Here is a 16,441-nt window from a genome sequence, read left to right as displayed (position 1 = left end):
CATCGATTCCTGCGAAAGCGCTCCTCCATGAATGTTGATCTGCACTGTCACAGCACGGCCTCCGACGGCGCCCTGTCGCCCACGGCACTGGTCGCCCGGGCCCATGAGCACGGGGTGCGCACGCTCTCGCTCACCGACCATGACACCCTTGAAGGCCTGCCGGAGGCGCGCCAGGCGTGCCTGGACAACGGCATGCAGTGGGTCAGCGGCGTGGAGCTGTCGTGCACCTGGGGCGGCGCCACCATTCATGTGCTGGGCTACGACTTCCCTCTCGACGCGCCGCCGTTGCTCGATGCCATCGCCAACCTGCACCGTGGTCGTTGGCTGCGCGCCGAGGAAATCGACCGCAAGCTGGCGGCCAAGGGCATGCCCGGCGCGCTGGACGGCGCGCGGGCCGTGCAGCAGGAACTGGGCGACAGCGGCAACGCCCCGGCACGCCCGCATTTCGCCGAGTTCATGGTCCGCGCCGGCTTCGTCAAGGATCGCGGCGAGGCGTTCCGCAAGTGGCTGGGCGCCGGCAAGCTGGGCGACGTCAAGCTGCACTGGCCGACGCTTGAGGAAACTGTCGCGACGCTGCGTGAGTCCAATGCGTGGGTGAGCCTGGCCCATCCCATGCACTACGAACTGACCCGCAGCAAGCGCAGACGGCTGATTGCCGACTATATTCAGGCTGGAGGGCAGGCACTGGAAGTGGTCAACGGGATGATGCCGCCCGAGCAGGTGGGGACGATGTCGATCCTCACCCGTGAGTTCGGCCTGCTGGCAAGCGCCGGCAGCGACTTCCACGGCCCTGGCACCTGGGGCGAGATCGGTGCCTACCGGCCATTGCCTGAGGACCTGCCACCCCTGTGGCGCCGATTCCGACATGAACAGCCTATGGCGGTATGAACAGGACGACTTCGTGAGCCAATTTTTCCAGATTCATGCGGAGAACCCGCAGGCGCGCCTGATAAAACAGGCTGTCGAGATCATCCGCAAGGGTGGGGTGGTGGTCTATCCGACCGACTCGGCCTATGCCATGGGCTGCCAGATCGGTGACAAGGCTGCGATCGAGCGCGTGCGCCGCCTGCGCCAGCTGGACAAGCACCACAACTTCACCCTGCTGTGCTGCGACCTGTCCGAGATGGGCACCTTCGCCAAGATCGACACGGCGACGTTCCGCCTGCTCAAGGCCCACATTCCGGGCCCGTACACCTTCATCCTCAACGCCACCCGCGAGGTGCCGCGCCTGCTGATGCACGACAAGCGCCGCACCATTGGCCTGCGCGTGCCGTCCAACCCCATCGTCCTGGCCCTGCTCGAAGAGCTTGGCGAACCGCTGATGAGCGTCAGCCTCATTCTGCCAGGCGACGAGGAGCCGATGACCGACCCCTACGAGATCCGCCAGCGCCTGGAGCACCACGTCGACCTGATCATCGACGGCGGCTTCGGCGACCTGAAGGCCTCGACCGTCATCGACCTGTCCGGTGACGAGCCCGAGCTTATCCGTGAAGGCTGCGGGGATCCGACGCCGTTCCTGGTCAACGCGTGAGCCAGGTACAAGCCCCCGAGGCGCCGGCCACAGAGGCGCAGACGCCGTTCCAGTTGCAACTGGCCCTGGTCTACGGCGAAGCCCTGACCGAGATGCCGGTCGACCTGTACATCCCGCCGGATGCCCTGGAAGTCTTCCTCGAAGCCTTCGAAGGCCCGCTGGACCTGTTGCTGTACCTGATCCGCAAGCAGAACGTCGACATTCTCGACATCCCCGTGGCCGAGATCACTCGCCAGTACATGAGCTATGTCGAGCTGATGAAGAGCGTGCGCCTGGAGCTTGCGGCCGAGTACCTGGTGATGGCCGCCATGCTTGCCGAGATCAAGTCGCGCATGCTGTTGCCGCGTTCCGGCGAGGTCGAGGAGGAGGAGGGCGACCCGCGCGCCGAACTGATTCGCCGGCTGCAGGAGTACGAGCGGTTCAAGGCCGCCGCCGAAGGTATCGACGAGTTGCCCAGGGTCGGACGCGAAATCGTCGTGCCGCGCCTGGAGGCTCCGCAGGCCAAGGTGCGCAAGTTGTTGCCGGAGGTGGCGCTGGAAGAGATCCTGCTGTCCATGGCCGAAGTCATGCGCCGCAACGACCTGTTCGAGAGCCACCAGATCACCCGCGAGGTGCTGTCGACCCGCGAACGCATGAGCGAAGTACTCGACCGCCTCAAGGGCGGTGCCTTCGTGCCCTTCGTCGAGCTGTTCACCCGCGAGGAGGGCAAGCTCGGCGTGGTGGTGACCTTCATGGCGATTCTCGAGCTGGTGAAGGAATCCTTGATCGAACTGGTGCAGAATGAGCCCTTCGCCCCGATTCACGTCCGTGCCCGGGCAGAATGACCTGACAACTACCGATGAACCTGAACGAACCCCGTGAACTGGCGTCGCTGATCGAGGCCTTCCTGCTTGCCTCGGGCAAGCCGCAATCCCTCGAGCGCCTGTACGAGCTGTTCGAGGAGGCCGAGCGCCCGGCTCCCGCCGTTTTCAAGAAGGCCCTGGAAGTACTGGGCAAGTCCTGCAATGGCCGCGCCTTCGAGCTCAAGGAGGTGGCCACCGGCTACCGCCTGCAGATCCGCGAGGACTACGCACCCTGGGTCGGCCGCCTGTGGGAGGAGCGTCCGCAGCGCTACTCCCGCGCGCTGCTGGAAACCATGGCGCTGATCGCCTACCGCCAGCCCATCACCCGTGGCGAGATCGAGGACGTGCGGGGCGTGGCGGTCAACAGCAATATCATCAAGACGCTCATGGAGCGCGAGTGGATCCGCATCGTCGGCTACCGCGAGGTGCCCGGACGACCGGCGATGTTCGCCACCACCAAGGCGTTCCTCGATCACTTCAACCTCAAGAGCCTCGATGAGCTGCCGGCGCTGGCCGAGCTGCGCGAGCTGGAGGTGGAACCCGAGGTCGATCCGGACGAGGCGCCGGTGCCGGCGCACCTGCAGGCCCTGGCCGATGCCAGCCTGGGCGAGGAGGGCGAGGAAATCGAGCCGAAGGAGGAGACCAGCTTCCGCTCGCTGCTGGTGGAGCTGGATGCGATGGAAGAAGGGCTCAAGATCGATTTCGATGATTTGCGCGATGAGGCTTCGATCGAGCCCGAAGACGAACCAAAGGTCTGACAGCTCCACTCTGTGGGAGCGGGCTTGCCCCGCGATGAGGCCGGCACCGTCAACCTGTGCCTTTGGGCGGAATCTGCTGGGCGATCGGCAAAAACCTTCTACCCTCCAGTGCGTTCCCTTGCTGAACCGCGTATGATGCGCGCCCGCTTTCACTACTACACCGGGAGGTGCCCAGATGAGTGACAAAGACCTGCAAGACCAACAACCTACCCCGCCGTCCGGCGAAAAGCTGCAGAAAGTACTGGCGCGCATCGGCGTCGGCTCGCGTCGTGACGTCGAGGCCTGGATCGGCCAGGGCCGCATCAAGGTCAACGGCGTAGCGGCCACCCTGGGCCTGCGCGTCGACCTGCACGACGCCATCACCGTCGACGGCAAGCTGATCAAGCGTGTCGAGGCCGCCGAGGCGACCCGCCGCGTGATCATGTACAACAAGCCCGACGGCGAGATCTGCACCCGTGACGACCCGGAAGGCCGCCCGACCGTGTTCGACCGCCTGCCGCGGCCGAAAGAGGGCCGCTGGATCAACATCGGCCGCCTGGACATCAACACCACCGGCCTGCTGCTGTTCACCACCGACGGTGAGCTGGCCAACCGCCTGATGCACCCGTCCTATGAAATGGACCGCGAGTACGCAGTGCGTGTGCGCGGCGAAGTCGACGACGACATGCTCGACCGCCTCAAGGCCGGCGTGGTGCTCGAAGATGGCCCGGCCAAGTTCACCGATATCCAGAAGGCGCCGGGTGGCGAAGGCTTCAACCACTGGTACCACTGCGTGGTGATGGAAGGTCGCAACCGTGAGGTGCGTCGCCTGTGGGAATCCCAGGGCGTGGTGGTCAGCCGCCTGAAGCGCGTGCGTTTCGGCCCGGTGTTCCTGAACTCCGACCTGCCGATGGGCCGCTGGCGCGAAATGAGCCAGGGCGAGATCGACATTCTCGCCGCGGAAGTCGCCCTGCAGCCGGTGGCGCTGCCGGAAATGAAGCTCAAGGCCAAGGACAAGCTCGAGCGCCTGCAGCGCAAGTCGACCCGTCCGCTGGGGCGTGGCGAGCGCGTGCGCACCCTGCGCCCGGCCGCCGAAGGCCAAGCCGAGCGCCCGGCACGTGCGCCGCGTGAAGACGCAGCGCCGCGCAAGGGCAACCGCGGCAGCACGGTGGCCGAGCGTCCGAGCGAGATGCGCAAGCGTCCGTCCCGTCCTGAAGGCGACAAGCCGGCAGGCCGTGGTCGCGGCAAGCCGCGCGGCTGATTCGGCCCGGTAGCGAGAAAGCCAGCCTTCGGGCTGGCTTTTTTGTGCCTGCGATAAATGGCCCATCGCGGGGCAAGCCCGCTCCCACGATGCGCACACTATTCGTGGGAGCGGGCTTGTCCCGCGATGGGGCGCAAAGCGCCCCAAGTACCTGAAGGGGCAGAAAATTTCCCGACCGGTGGCAAATTTTCAAACCACCTTGTAAAGAAAACTATACGATTCTGGGCGTTTTCCCCGGCTTACCTGTGCTTTTCCTTTCTTCGTCACAAAATCTTTCCAAAGCCTGCGCGCCAGAGCCTCCCCGGCCCCCTCCACCCCCTTCCCAAACCCCCGCCCAAACGCTGAGATAGCGCCATTGCCGTGTGCAGAGCCAGGCAGGATCGCCAGGCACTTAAAACAACAAAATGGAGGCGCCATGCACGCCGATCACTCCGCCTTTTCAGGCCTTCACCCCGGGACCGCTGCGTTTTTTCCACAGGAAACGATGCAACGCGTTGACGCCTGCGCGTTTGCAGGGGTATACAATGCGCCGCGTTTTACCTGTGACTCCCTTGCGTACCGCGCACGCTTGCTGACACCCGGTTGATCCGCCCCTGGCCATCAAGGCCACGAGCGACTGCCTGTCACAAGTATCCAAGGTAACCACCTTGCCCATTCCGCTGCGCCACGAGTGCGGTGGGTCCGATTCCGTCACAGATAAAAACAAGCAGGTGACTTCGTTCATGAGTGGACATAACTCACAGTCCGGCGAACTCAAGCGTGGCTTGAAGAACCGCCATATCCAATTGATCGCCCTGGGCGGCGCCATCGGCACCGGGTTGTTCCTGGGCTCGGCCGGCGTGATGAAGTCCGCCGGCCCGTCGATGATCCTCGGCTATGCGATCTGCGGCTTCATCGCCTTCATGATCATGCGCCAGCTCGGCGAGATGATCGTCGAAGAGCCGGTGGCCGGCTCCTTCAGCCATTTCGCGCACAAGTACTGGGGCGGTTTCGCCGGCTTCCTGTCGGGCTGGAACTGCTGGGTGCTGTACATCCTGGTCGGTATGTCGGAACTGTCGGCTGTCGGCAAGTACGTCCACTACTGGTGGCCGGAAATCCCGACCTGGGTCACCGCGGCGGCGTTCTTCCTGCTGATCAACGCGATCAACCTGATGAACGTGAAGTTCTTCGGCGAGGCCGAGTTCTGGTTCGCCATCATCAAGGTGGTGGCCATCGTCAGCATGATCGGCCTGGGTGCCTACCTGCTGACCAGCGGCAGCGGCGGCCCGGAAGCGTCGGTGACCAACCTGTGGGCCCATGGTGGTTTCTTCCCGCACGGTGTCAGTGGCCTGGTGATGGCGCTGGCGTTCATCATGTTCTCATTTGGTGGCCTGGAGATGCTCGGCTTCACCGCCGCCGAGGCCGACAAGCCGAAGACCGTGATTCCCAAGGCGATCAACCAGGTCATCTACCGCATCCTGATTTTCTATGTCGGCGCCTTGGTGGTGCTGCTGTCGCTGACCCCATGGGACAACCTGGTGGCGAGCATCGACGCCTCCGGCGGCAGCTACGGCAGCAGCCCGTTCGTCCAAGTGTTCTCGCTGCTGGGCAGCGACGTGGCCGCGCACCTGCTGAACTTCGTGGTCCTGACTGCGGCGCTGTCGGTGTACAACAGCGGCACCTACTGCAACGCCCGCATGCTGCTGGGCATGGCCGAGCAAGGTGATGCGCCGGCGGCGCTGGCCAAGGTCGACCGCCGCGGCGTGCCGGTACGTTCGATCCTGGTCTCGGCGGCCGTGACCCTGATTGCGGTGCTGCTCAACTATCTGATGCCGCAGAATGCCCTGGAGCTGCTGATGTCGCTGGTGGTGGCGACCCTGGTGATCAACTGGGCGATGATCAGCTACTCGCACCTGAAGTTCCGCCAGCACCTCGACCGCACCGGCCAGAAGCCGCTGTTCAAGGCGCTGTGGTACCCGTACGGCAACTACCTGGTGCTGGCGTTCGTGGTGCTGATCCTGGGCATCATGCTGCAGATCCCGGGCATCCAGGTGTCGGTGTACGCAATGCCAGTGTGGCTGGTGGTGATGTATGTGGCCTACCAACTGAAGAGCAAACGTGGCTCCCAGGCCAATGGCGCTGCCGGCAGCATCGCCAAGTAAGCGCTGAGGCACTTCGGCAAAACCCGATGCCGGGTGACTGGCATCGGGTTTTTTGTTTTCTGTGGCGGCTTCAGATTTGTTCGAGCAACCAGCCACGGAACGCCCGCAGCGATGGCAATGCTTCATTCCTGGGCGGATAGATCAGGTAGTAGCTGCGCTGGCTGGCAAAGGGCTCACCGGGGCTGAACAGTTCGCCACTGGCCAGTTCGTCTGCCACCAGGATGCGCGGCACCAGGCCAATGCCGATCCCGGCGCGCACGGCTTGGATCAGGTGCGAGGTCAGCTCGAAACTTGGCCCAAGGCGCATCGCCCGGTGGGGCAGGGCATGATGGGAAAACCACTCGCCCCAGGCATGGGGGTTGTTGGCGACGTTGAGCAGTACTTGCTCACTGATCCTTTGCGGGCTCCAATGCCCGTCCGCAATGGCTTCGGGCGGCAGGATCACCACCAGTTCCTCGGCATGCAGGCGATGGCAGATCAGCCCGGGCAGGTCATGGCTGGCAACGCCGATGGCCGCGTCGATTTCGCTGGTGTCGAAGTTGATGGCTTCGATACGTGAATGAATGTGCACGAGCATGCCGGGGTGGGCGCCGTAGAAGGCATGCAGGCGCGGCAGCAGCCATTTCGAGCCGAAGGTCGGCAGCGTTGCCAGGCGCAGGGTGCCGACACCGGACTGATAGGCCAGGGCCTGCAGCGTGGCACTGCGGATACGCCCCAGGGCCTCGCTGAGTTCGCGCTGGTACAGGCGGCCGACGTCGGTCAGTTGCACCTGACGCCCTTCGCGGCGGAACAGGGTAAGCCCCAGCTGCTGCTCCAGTGCCTGCACCTGGCGGCTCACCGCGCTCTGGGTCAACGACAGTTCGGCGGCGGCGCGGGTATAGCTTTCATGCCGCGCGGCGGCCTCGAAGGCCAGCAGGAGCGACATCGAAGGGGTGAGGTGGCGGTAATTCATTCATAAAACTCATCGATAGCGGCAGGAATATCCGTTTGCCCCTGGCGCGAAACTACAGGAACATGGGCGCATTCGTCATGCGGTACAGATCATTCATACCGTAGTCGCAGGAAACACAACCTCTCGTGGGAGCGGGCTTGCCCCGCGATGGCGCCATCGCGGGGCAAGCCCGCTCCCACGAGAGGTTTGTAATGCCTGGAACCCGTGAATCAGCCCAATATCAAAGAGGCATCCTTCGATGATCGCCCAGCTGCCGCCCCGCGCGCCCGCCGCCCAATACCCCGAATTCCTCGACGCCCTGAAGAACAGCGGCTTCCGTGGCCAGATCAGTGCCGACTACGGCACCCGCACCGTGCTGGCTACCGACAACTCGATCTACCAGCGCCTGCCCCAGGCGGCGGTGTTCCCGCTGGACGCCGACGACGTGGCGCGGGTCGCCACGCTGATGGCCGAGCCGCGTTTTCGTGACATCAAGCTGACCCCGCGTGGCGGCGGTACCGGCACCAACGGCCAGTCGCTGACCGACGGCGTTGTCGTCGACCTGTCGCGGCATATGAACAGCATCCTCGAAATCAACGTCGAGCAGCGCTGGGTGCGGGTGCAGGCGGGTGTGGTCAAGGACCAGCTGAATGCCGTCCTCAAGCCCCATGGGCTGTTCTTCGCCCCGGAGCTGTCCACCTCCAACCGCGCCACCGTCGGCGGCATGATCAACACCGACGCCAGTGGCCAGGGCAGCTGCACCTATGGCAAGACCCGCGACCATGTGCTCGAATTGCACAGCGTGCTGCTCGGCGGTGAGCGCCTGCACAGCCTGCCGATCGACGATGCGGCGCTGGAGCAGGCCTGCGCTGCCCCCGGCCGGGCCGGCGAGGTGTACCGCATGGCTCGCGAGATCCAGGAAACCCAGGGCGAGCTGATCGAAAGTACCTTCCCCAAACTCAACCGTTGCCTGACCGGCTACGACCTGGCGCACCTGCGCGACGAGCAGGGCCGCTTCAACCTCAACAGTGTGCTGTGCGGGGCCGAGGGCTCGCTGGGCTACGTGGTCGAGGCCAAGCTCAATGTGCTGCCGATCCCCAAGTACGCCGTGCTGGTCAACGTGCGCTACACCAGCTTCATGGACGCCCTGCGCGACGCCAATGCGCTGATGGCGCACAAGCCGCTGTCGATCGAGACCGTCGACTCCAAGGTGCTGATGCTGGCGATGAAAGACATCGTCTGGCACAGCGTCGCCGAGTACTTCCCGGCCGACCCCGAGCGCCCGACCCTGGGCATCAACCTGGTGGAGTTCTGCGGTGACGAAGCGGACGAGGTCAACGCCCGGGTCCAGGCCTTCGTCGCGCACCTGCAGGCGGACAAGGGTGTCGAGCGCCTGGGCCACACCCTGGCCGAAGGCGCCGAAGCGGTGACCCGCGTCTATGTGATGCGCAAGCGCTCGGTGGGGCTGCTGGGCAACGTCGAGGGGGAAGTACGGCCACAGCCGTTCGTTGAAGACACTGCTGTGCCGCCGGAGCAGTTGGCCGATTACATCGCCGACTTCCGTGCGCTGCTCGATGGCTATGGCCTGGCCTATGGGATGTTTGGCCACGTCGATGCTGGCGTGTTGCACGTGCGCCCGGCGCTGGACATGAAAGACCCGGCCCAGGTCGCGCTGGTCAAGCCGATCTCCGATGCCGTGGCGGCGCTGACCAAAAGCTATGGCGGCCTGCTGTGGGGCGAGCACGGCAAAGGGCTGCGCTCGGAGTATGTGCCGGAGTACTTCGGCGAGCTGTACCCGGCGCTGCAGCGCCTCAAGGGCGCGTTCGACCCGCACAACCAGCTCAACCCGGGCAAGATCTGCACGCCGCCGGACAGCGCCGAAGGCTTGACCCCGGTGGATGGCGTGAGCCTGCGCGGCGACCTGGATCGGGCCATCGACGAGCGTGTCTGGCAAAGCTTCGGCAGCGCCGTGCACTGCAACGGCAACGGCGCCTGCTACAACTACGACCCCAACGACGCCATGTGCCCGTCGTGGAAGGCCACCCGCGAACGCCAGCACTCGCCCAAGGGCCGCGCTTCGCTGATCCGCGAATGGCTGCGGCTGCAGGGCGAGGCCAACATCGACGTGCTCGCCGCCGCCCAGCGCAAGGCCTCCTGGCTCAAGGGGTTGCCGGCGCGGCTGCGCAACAGCCGTGCGCAACAGCAGGGTCAGGAAGACTTCTCCCACGAGGTATACGACGCCATGGCCGGTTGCCTGGCGTGCAAGTCCTGCGCGGGGCAGTGCCCGATCAAGGTCAATGTGCCGGACTTCCGTTCGCGCTTCCTCGAGCTGTACCACGGTCGCTACCAGCGTCCGCTGCGCGACTACCTGATCGGTTCGCTGGAGTTCACCATCCCGTACCTGGCCCATGCGCCGGGCCTGTACAACGCGGTAATGGGCTCGAAGTGGGTAAGTCGCTTACTGGCGGACAAGGTCGGCATGGTCGACAGCCCGCTGATCAGCCGCTTCAACTTCCAGTCCACGCTTACGCGCTGCCGCGTCCAGATGGCCAGCGTGCCGGCCCTGCGCGAGCTGACCCCGGCCCAGCGCGAACGCAGCATCGTGCTGGTGCAGGACGCCTTCACCCGCTACTTCGAGACGCCGCTGCTGGCCGCGTTCATCGAGCTGGCCCATCGCCTGGGGCACAAGGTGTTCCTTGCGCCCTACAGCGCCAACGGCAAGCCGCTGCATGTACAGGGCTTCCTCGGCACCTTTGCCAAGGCGGCTATCCGCAACGCTACCCAGCTCAAGGCCCTGGCCGACTGCGGCGTGCCGCTGGTGGGGCTGGATCCGGCGATGACCCTGGTCTACCGCCAGGAATACCAGAAGGTCGAGGGCGTGCAGTGCCCGACGGTGCTGCTGCCGCAGGAATGGTTGGTGGATGTGCTGCCCGAGCGGGCGCCGGTCAAGGCAGACAGCTTCCGCCTGATGGCTCACTGCACCGAGAAGACCAATGTGCCGGCCAGCACCCGGCAGTGGGAGCAGGTGTTCGCCCGCCTGGGGCTGAAACTTGTCACCGAGGCCACCGGCTGTTGCGGCATGTCCGGTACCTATGGGCACGAGGCGCGTAACCAGGAAACCTCGAAGACCATCTTCGAGCAGTCCTGGGCAACCAAGCTGGACAAGCAGGGTGAGGCATTGGCGACCGGCTATTCGTGCCGCAGCCAGGTCAAGCGCATGACCGAGAAGCAGTTGCGCCATCCGCTGGAAGTGGTGCTGCAGTACGCCCAGCGCTGACCCGTCGGACCCTCGCGGGGCAAGCCCGCTTCCTCGCAGCGCTCAAGGTGCGTGGGAGCGGGCTTGCCCCGCGAGGCTTTCAGGCCTCGCGCAATCGACGTGCCTGGCGAAACAGATACACACTCAACACCAACCCGCATCCCGCCGCCGCTGCCGCGAACAGGAAAATCGAGGCGAAGCCGAAGCCTGCCGCCACGGCGCCCACCAGCGGCCCGGTGATGCCCAGCGACAGGTCGATGAACAGCGAGTAGGCCCCCACCGCCGCGCCGCGGTTGGCCGCCGATACCTGGTTGACCGCCTCCACCCCCAGCGCCGGGAATACCAGCGAGAATCCGAAGCCGCTCAACGCCGCGCCCGCCAGGGCCAGCCCGGGCGTCGGCGCCAGCCAGAGCATCAACAACCCCAGGGTTTCCACCGACAGGCAGGCGATAGCCACGCGAAAGCCGCCGATACGGTTGATCAGGTTGCCGAACAGCAGCCGCGCACAGATGAAGCTGGCACCGAACAGGCTCAGGGTCAGCGCGGCATCGGGCCAGTCGCGGCTGGCGTAGTACAAGGTGATGAAGGTGGCGATGGTGCCGAAGCCGATCGAGCCCAGGGCCAGCCCCGAGCCATGCGGGAAGACCTTGCCCAGCACCCGCAGGAACGGCAGTCGCACGCCGGCCACCACCGGCGCGGCGCGCTTGGGCCAGGCCAGCAGCAGACCGATCGCGCCCAGCAGGATGATGCTCGCGCCCATGCTCCACAGCCCCAGGTGCTTGACCATCAGTACCCCAAGCGGTGCGCCGATGGCCAATGCGCCATAGCTGGCGATGCCGTTCCAGGAGATCACCTTGGCGGTATTTTCCGAGCCGACCCGGCCAATCCCCCAGCCGATCGAGCCCGAGCCCACCAGGCTTTCGGCGCTGCCCAGCACCAGGCGGCCAATCAGCAGGCAGGTGAGGCTCAGCCAGGGCAAGTGAGTGAGGAAGCTGCAGGCCAGCATGAACACGCCGCTCAGGCCACAGCCGAACAGACCGTACATGACCGCCTTCTTGCTGCCGAGGTTGTCGATGATGCGGCTGGCGGTGGGGCGGCTAAGCAAGGTGGCCAGGTACTGGACGCTGATCACCAGGCCCGCGACCACTGCGCTGAACCCCAGGTCGTTGTGCACGTAGCCTGGCAGCACGGCCAGGGGGATGCCGATGTTCAGGTAGCCGATGAAGGTGAACAGGACGATGGCGATTACCTGGGCGGTGATCGCGAGGGATGAACGGTGCTGCTCGGGCATGGAGGGTTCCGGTAATGCTGAAGCGAATGCTCGCTCATCATAGCCTTGCAGGGCGCGGCTGTGGGTGAAGGTTGCAGTGGCAGGCGGCGGTGGCCGGCTCGGCCACCGTCGGGGTCTGTGGCGTCGTCAATTGTTGTTGTACGGCAGCAGCCAGCTGACGCTGAAATCGGCGTTCGGATAGTCCAGGCGCAAGCGGGGCAGTACGTAGCCGCCGCATGATCGGCAGGTATCCATCAGGGTGAAGACCCTGATGCTGGCGATATCGTCGCCCTGGGTGAGCAAGTCCTGGTTCATCGTCGAGGCGATCAGGCGTTCGGAGTCCAGATGGCGCCGGTGGTTCTTGACGGTCAGCCAGTTGGCGCGGCGCAGGACGGGGAGGTGGGTGAAGCGAGGGTCCGGGTCCAGGCCCTGCATACGGGCGCGGGCGTCGATGTAATCGATGGGCGGCTGTTGGCCGGACGCGGGTGGCTGGACCCTGATCCCCTGTCTGGCCCGCCCGCCTGACAATGCGAAGTACACGCGGCGGCTGCCGTCCCTGAAGGTGACGGTGGCAAAGGCGAAGTTGGCGCCCGACAGGTGCTGGCGCAATTGCGTCATGCCGTTGTCGGTCAGCATCTGCGCAACGCTCAGTGGGGTGTATGCGGTGCGTGTCCCCGAGGCAGGTAGCAGCAGGTTGAGCACGCCGTTGACATGCAATTGCTCCACGGCGTCGAACCTGGCCAGGTTATGAAATTCGGGGATGATCGTTTTGTTCAGCCCCACCACATCGTTCAGCGAAAAACCGGCCAGGCCATCCTGCGCCCGAGGCGAAGTCAGGATGTTGCGGGCGAAGTGCGGGTATTGCGCCTCCTCCAACTGGTCGAGTGCGTTTTGCAGGGCAGTCGGCGTGCTGGGGGGATTGCTGCGTCGCTGGTGGCGGACCCAGTCGCGCAGCAGGCCGGCGAGGTTGTCGATGTCCTGTTGCAGGTTCGGCCTGGCGGCGACCATGCGATAGGTTTCGCTGACATCGAGGTATTGGGCGATGGCATTCAGGTCGGTGACCCGGGTGAAGGTCAGGCGGGTATCTTGCGCGGGGGTGGGGTATTGGTTGGGGCCCAGCGTGCCCTGGCGCAAGGCGGCGGTCTGGCTGCGATGCCAGGCTTCGAAGTCGAACGGGGCGCCGTAGAACACTCCGGTATCGGCCTCGACCAGCAACCAGTCACGGTCCAGGTACTCGACCCGCGCTCCGCGCAGGGTGCGACGGTCGGCAAGGCCTCGGCTCAGCCGCCCCAGCCGGACCGGTGGGCAATGGCCGGTGAACAGCGCGACCTGGTCGGCCGTCATGTCGGCTGGCAGGCCGAACCAGTGCTCGCTCAACGGGTATCCCAGCACGCCGTCATCGTAGTAGTGGGGTGGGTTGAGCAGGCCCATGGCGTCGGCCTCGTCATCGCTCAGCGGCTTGAGGATCATGCGACTGCTGGCCGGCTGGCGCCCCCTGCCGGGAACGCTTTCCTGGGTGTACTGCACCAGGCGGTTTTCGCGCACCATGACGTGCGCCACGCTGTCGCTGTTCGCGCCATGGGGCCGGTAGGTGATCGGCTGCGGTTCGATGCGCACTGTCTCGAAGGCGCGGCTGACCTGTTGGCCGTAGGCGGGCGTGCCGGCCTGGCTGGCGAGCGGCTCCAGCTGGAGCGCGACCCCCTGCGTCGGGGCATCCGGATAGGGCGGTGGCAGGCGCACGGGGTCCTGCGCCCATAGCAGCGGTGTCTGGCGCACGCGCTGGGCCGTGCCGGCGGGTTGGCCGATGCGATGGCGGTAGGCGATACCGTTGACTATCGCGTCGACATGGTCTGGGTCGCGGACGATGAACAACGGGTAGACGACAGGGTTGGACGCCTTGTCCCAGGCCCTGGTGATATCGCCGCCCTCGCCCAGCAACAGGCTGATGACATCCGGTTTGTGGCCGGGCAGCAGCTTGTTCTGGGGAATCGCGGTGGTGAGCTTGGCCCGAGCGCTTGCGCTGGCGGTGCCCGTCCAGCCGATGGGGCCTGGGCCATGGCGATGCAGCCTGGTGGGCAAAGCCTGACCTTTCCAGTGCCTGGCGGCGCGCAGCATGCCAAGGCGCAGGGCGCTGGCATTCTTGCCGGCGGCGCCGTAGAGCTGCGCAATGGGTTTGATGATGCGCCCCCCCAGAGCAAATGCACTGCCCAGGGTGCCCAGTGCGTCCAGGCCACAGCTCAACGCTTCTGTGCCGCTGCGCACGCCGAAGCAACCCAGCCCGGGTACCAGGTTGGAAAACAGCTTGAAGAGGTAGCGCCCGGTGCTGTCCTTGCGTCTTTCTGCTAGGAAGTGCTCGTGCGGTGTCGTGCCTTTGCCGCTGGTGTAGAGTGCGTCGCGGTTGCCCAGGGCGACTGTTTTGGCATAACAGCGAGCCAGAGCCTGCAGGCGGTCAGATGCTGGTGCATTCGCCAGCTTGACGATGCCTGGCTGGTCGCTGACCTTCCAGGGGATATCGATTTCGTTGTAGCTGCGGTACTCGAGCCCAAGGGTGGCGGTCCAACGCTCACGTTGGGCCACGTCGATGGCGTGGCGACGCCACACCAGTTGTTCCGGATGCAGTTCGTATACGGTGTCTGCTGTATCGCCGGGAAGGTGGACGAGCATGCCCTGGGTGCCGGTCTCTGGCTGCCAATCAGCTGAGGGTGTGTCTGCGTGGCTGGGTATGGCACCTTTCACCGGGCCGATGTACAGCGGCCAGGTGACGGCATGGCAGCTCCAGGCGCAGTCACGCAGTTGCTCCTGGTCCGATTGCGGAAGGTGGCGCAACAGGCGGTGCATCACCTCTTCATAGGTGGTTTGCGCGCGTTGGCACCATGCCTGGAACTCCCGGTCGTAGCGGGCCGTGGCATCGGGCAGCGTGCTGTGTTGGTAGCCTGCGCCATGATCCAGGTAGGCGTTGAGATGCAGTTGTTGGTCCACATTGCAGCCTTGCGGGGCGATGCCGGCCTTGCGCAGTTCCCACCGGGCCAGGTCAAAGCGATCCGGAAGATCCCGCAGGCTCTCCCGGTCCCAGGCTGTGAGGTAGTGGTCATAGGCCAGTTGCCATTGGGCCTTCGACCAGGGAGGGGGCTCCTTGAGAACACCCTGCAACTGCGCCCATTCGGCAAGGGTGTTGGCCATGGCGCCCTCGAATGTCGGGTCGCCCTGCTTATCGGGCAGGTCGGTGGCCTGTTCCGCCGTGGTGAATGTCACCGGCTTGCGTTGGGCTAGCAGCAGGTAGGCGCCTTGGCGCAGGTTGGCCCAGCGCAGGTCGTGGTCGTAGAAATAGTCTTCGGGATCATCGTCGATCAGCAGCTCCGGGGCGAAGCGGCGCATCAGCAGTTCGGCGGCAAGCTCCGCCATGGCTGGCACGCCGCCGAGATGACAGTGCAGGCTGTTGATCAGGTCCAGGCGCAGGTCGCTCATATGCTGATACTTGTTGTGCGCGTTGAACAACTCGAAATCGAGGATATGGCCTGGACGGTGCTTGGCCGCAGGATAGAGCGCGTCGATCAAGGCCTGTTCGGCCAGGGCGCGGTACTGGGGGGCGTTTGCCGGGCCGCTGTCCCATTGCATCGCCGCTGCCAGGCGTTGTCCCAGGTAGTCGAAGGGGATGGCGCCAAGCAAGGCGTCGAGCACCTGGCCAGCCGGTGCGTTAAGGGCTGAGCCATCCATTGTGATGCGCCCATGCTGGTTGGTCGGCTTGCCTGCCTTGCGCTCTCGGGCAGTGGGGAAACGATAGTGCAGTCCTTGGTAATAGAACGGGGCCTGGAGTTCATTGAGCAGTTTTTCGAAAAGGTGTTGACCAGGTGTTGCTTCGAACAAGTGATTGGCCAGGACGGGAAGGTCAAGGTGGTCGTCGAGCTCCAGTGCTGGCTGCCGTGGGCGCACGGGCGTCGCGTCCAGTTTGCGGCGTAGCAACAATGTTGCCGCGATGTAGGCATCTGGGCGCTTGAGGCGTGGATAATGGTGCCAGAGCGCCTGGGCGAAACTGGCTACCGCGTATGGTGCGTCGAGGTGTGAATCGGGCAGCAGCTCAGGGGATCTGCCGGTGTCGGCTGCCTTGATCAGTTGCCCTGCCAAGGTGCCATAGAGCAGTGCGCAGTCGTTGTGGTTCGCCGGCAGGGAGATTTCTCGGCCTAGAAAGCGATTGAGGTACTGTCTGGCACGCACGCTGCCCAGGGCTTTATCCAGGAAGCTTTCTAGCTGCTGGTCCGTGAGCGTTTTTGGGTAAAGCGCGTCTATGCCGAAGGCCTGATCGAAATGGTCGTTAAGTGAGGTGGCTATGTCCTGCGGGCCGGAAAGCTCGCTGGTGACAACGACATCATCCGGGGTAAGTGCAAGGATTTTCGCTTTTTCGGCAGTATTGAGATTGGCGCGACGAGACATGTGGGGCCTCCATTTTCGGAAGGCTGCAGTCTGTCGAGCCCAGG

The 16,441-nt window shown here is 64.9% G+C and carries 10 protein-coding genes; 7 read left to right on the top strand and 3 right to left on the bottom strand.

Going from position 1 to position 16,441, the window contains the following annotated elements:
- The first annotated feature begins 27 nt into the window (after positions 1-27).
- The 6 genes from ABZO33_RS14550 to ABZO33_RS14525 all read left to right on the top strand — a co-directional run bounded on the left by ABZO33_RS14550 (position 28) and on the right by ABZO33_RS14525 (position 6,512).
- The gene (locus ABZO33_RS14550) at positions 28-888 is read left to right on the top strand and encodes a PHP domain-containing protein (protein ID WP_038706583.1); all 861 of its coding nucleotides are present in this window, start codon (positions 28-30) and stop codon (positions 886-888) included.
- Positions 889-901: 13 nt separating this feature from the next.
- Positions 902-1,531 carry an L-threonylcarbamoyladenylate synthase gene (locus ABZO33_RS14545; protein ID WP_038707583.1) on the top strand — a complete coding sequence of 210 codons (630 nt, stop codon included), beginning with the start codon at positions 902-904 and terminating at the stop codon, positions 1,529-1,531.
- 125 nt (positions 1,532-1,656) lie between these two features.
- A complete protein-coding gene (locus tag ABZO33_RS14540) occupies positions 1,657-2,355 on the top strand; it encodes a segregation and condensation protein A (RefSeq protein ID WP_172670920.1) in 699 nt (232 codons plus the stop codon).
- A 14-nt stretch (positions 2,356-2,369) separates the two neighbouring features.
- Positions 2,370-3,131 (top strand): SMC-Scp complex subunit ScpB, encoded by a 762-nt coding sequence (scpB, locus tag ABZO33_RS14535; protein ID WP_414536595.1) that lies wholly within the window; start codon positions 2,370-2,372, stop codon positions 3,129-3,131.
- A gap of 175 nt (positions 3,132-3,306) precedes the next feature.
- Positions 3,307-4,371, top strand: coding sequence for a 23S rRNA pseudouridine(2605) synthase RluB (rluB, locus tag ABZO33_RS14530; RefSeq protein WP_414536594.1), 1,065 nt, complete (start codon positions 3,307-3,309; stop codon positions 4,369-4,371).
- A 722-nt stretch (positions 4,372-5,093) separates the two neighbouring features.
- Complete coding sequence (locus ABZO33_RS14525; RefSeq protein ID WP_023632492.1) at positions 5,094-6,512, top strand: amino acid permease; 1,419 nt, start codon at positions 5,094-5,096, stop codon at positions 6,510-6,512.
- A gap of 70 nt (positions 6,513-6,582) precedes the next feature.
- Here ABZO33_RS14525 and ABZO33_RS14520 read toward each other — a convergent pair whose 3' ends face one another.
- A complete protein-coding gene (locus tag ABZO33_RS14520; RefSeq protein ID WP_414536593.1) occupies positions 6,583-7,464 on the bottom strand; it encodes a LysR substrate-binding domain-containing protein in 882 nt (293 codons plus the stop codon).
- A 238-nt stretch (positions 7,465-7,702) separates the two neighbouring features.
- Here ABZO33_RS14520 and ABZO33_RS14515 point away from each other — a divergent pair, with 238 nt between their 5' ends.
- On the top strand, positions 7,703-10,720 hold the full coding sequence (locus ABZO33_RS14515) for an FAD-binding and (Fe-S)-binding domain-containing protein (RefSeq protein WP_414536592.1): 3,018 nt from the start codon (positions 7,703-7,705) through the stop codon (positions 10,718-10,720).
- A 79-nt stretch (positions 10,721-10,799) separates the two neighbouring features.
- Here the strand turns inward: ABZO33_RS14515 and ABZO33_RS14510 are convergent, their stop codons facing one another.
- Both ABZO33_RS14510 and ABZO33_RS14505 read right to left on the bottom strand, forming a co-directional pair.
- Positions 10,800-11,990: an MFS transporter gene (locus tag ABZO33_RS14510; protein ID WP_414536591.1), complete on the bottom strand. Its 1,191-nt coding sequence runs from the start codon at positions 11,988-11,990 to the stop codon at positions 10,800-10,802.
- 126 nt (positions 11,991-12,116) lie between these two features.
- Positions 12,117-16,397, bottom strand: coding sequence for a deaminase domain-containing protein (locus ABZO33_RS14505; protein ID WP_414536590.1), 4,281 nt, complete (start codon positions 16,395-16,397; stop codon positions 12,117-12,119).
- Positions 16,398-16,441 lie beyond the last annotated feature (44 nt).

Origin of the sequence: Pseudomonas sp. CAM1A (genome assembly GCF_047501685.1) — a bacterium.
In the GTDB taxonomy this organism is placed as follows: domain Bacteria; phylum Pseudomonadota; class Gammaproteobacteria; order Pseudomonadales; family Pseudomonadaceae; genus Aquipseudomonas.
The sequence above is the reverse complement of the archived record's forward strand: the minus strand, read 5'-3'. Positions and strand labels throughout refer to the sequence as shown.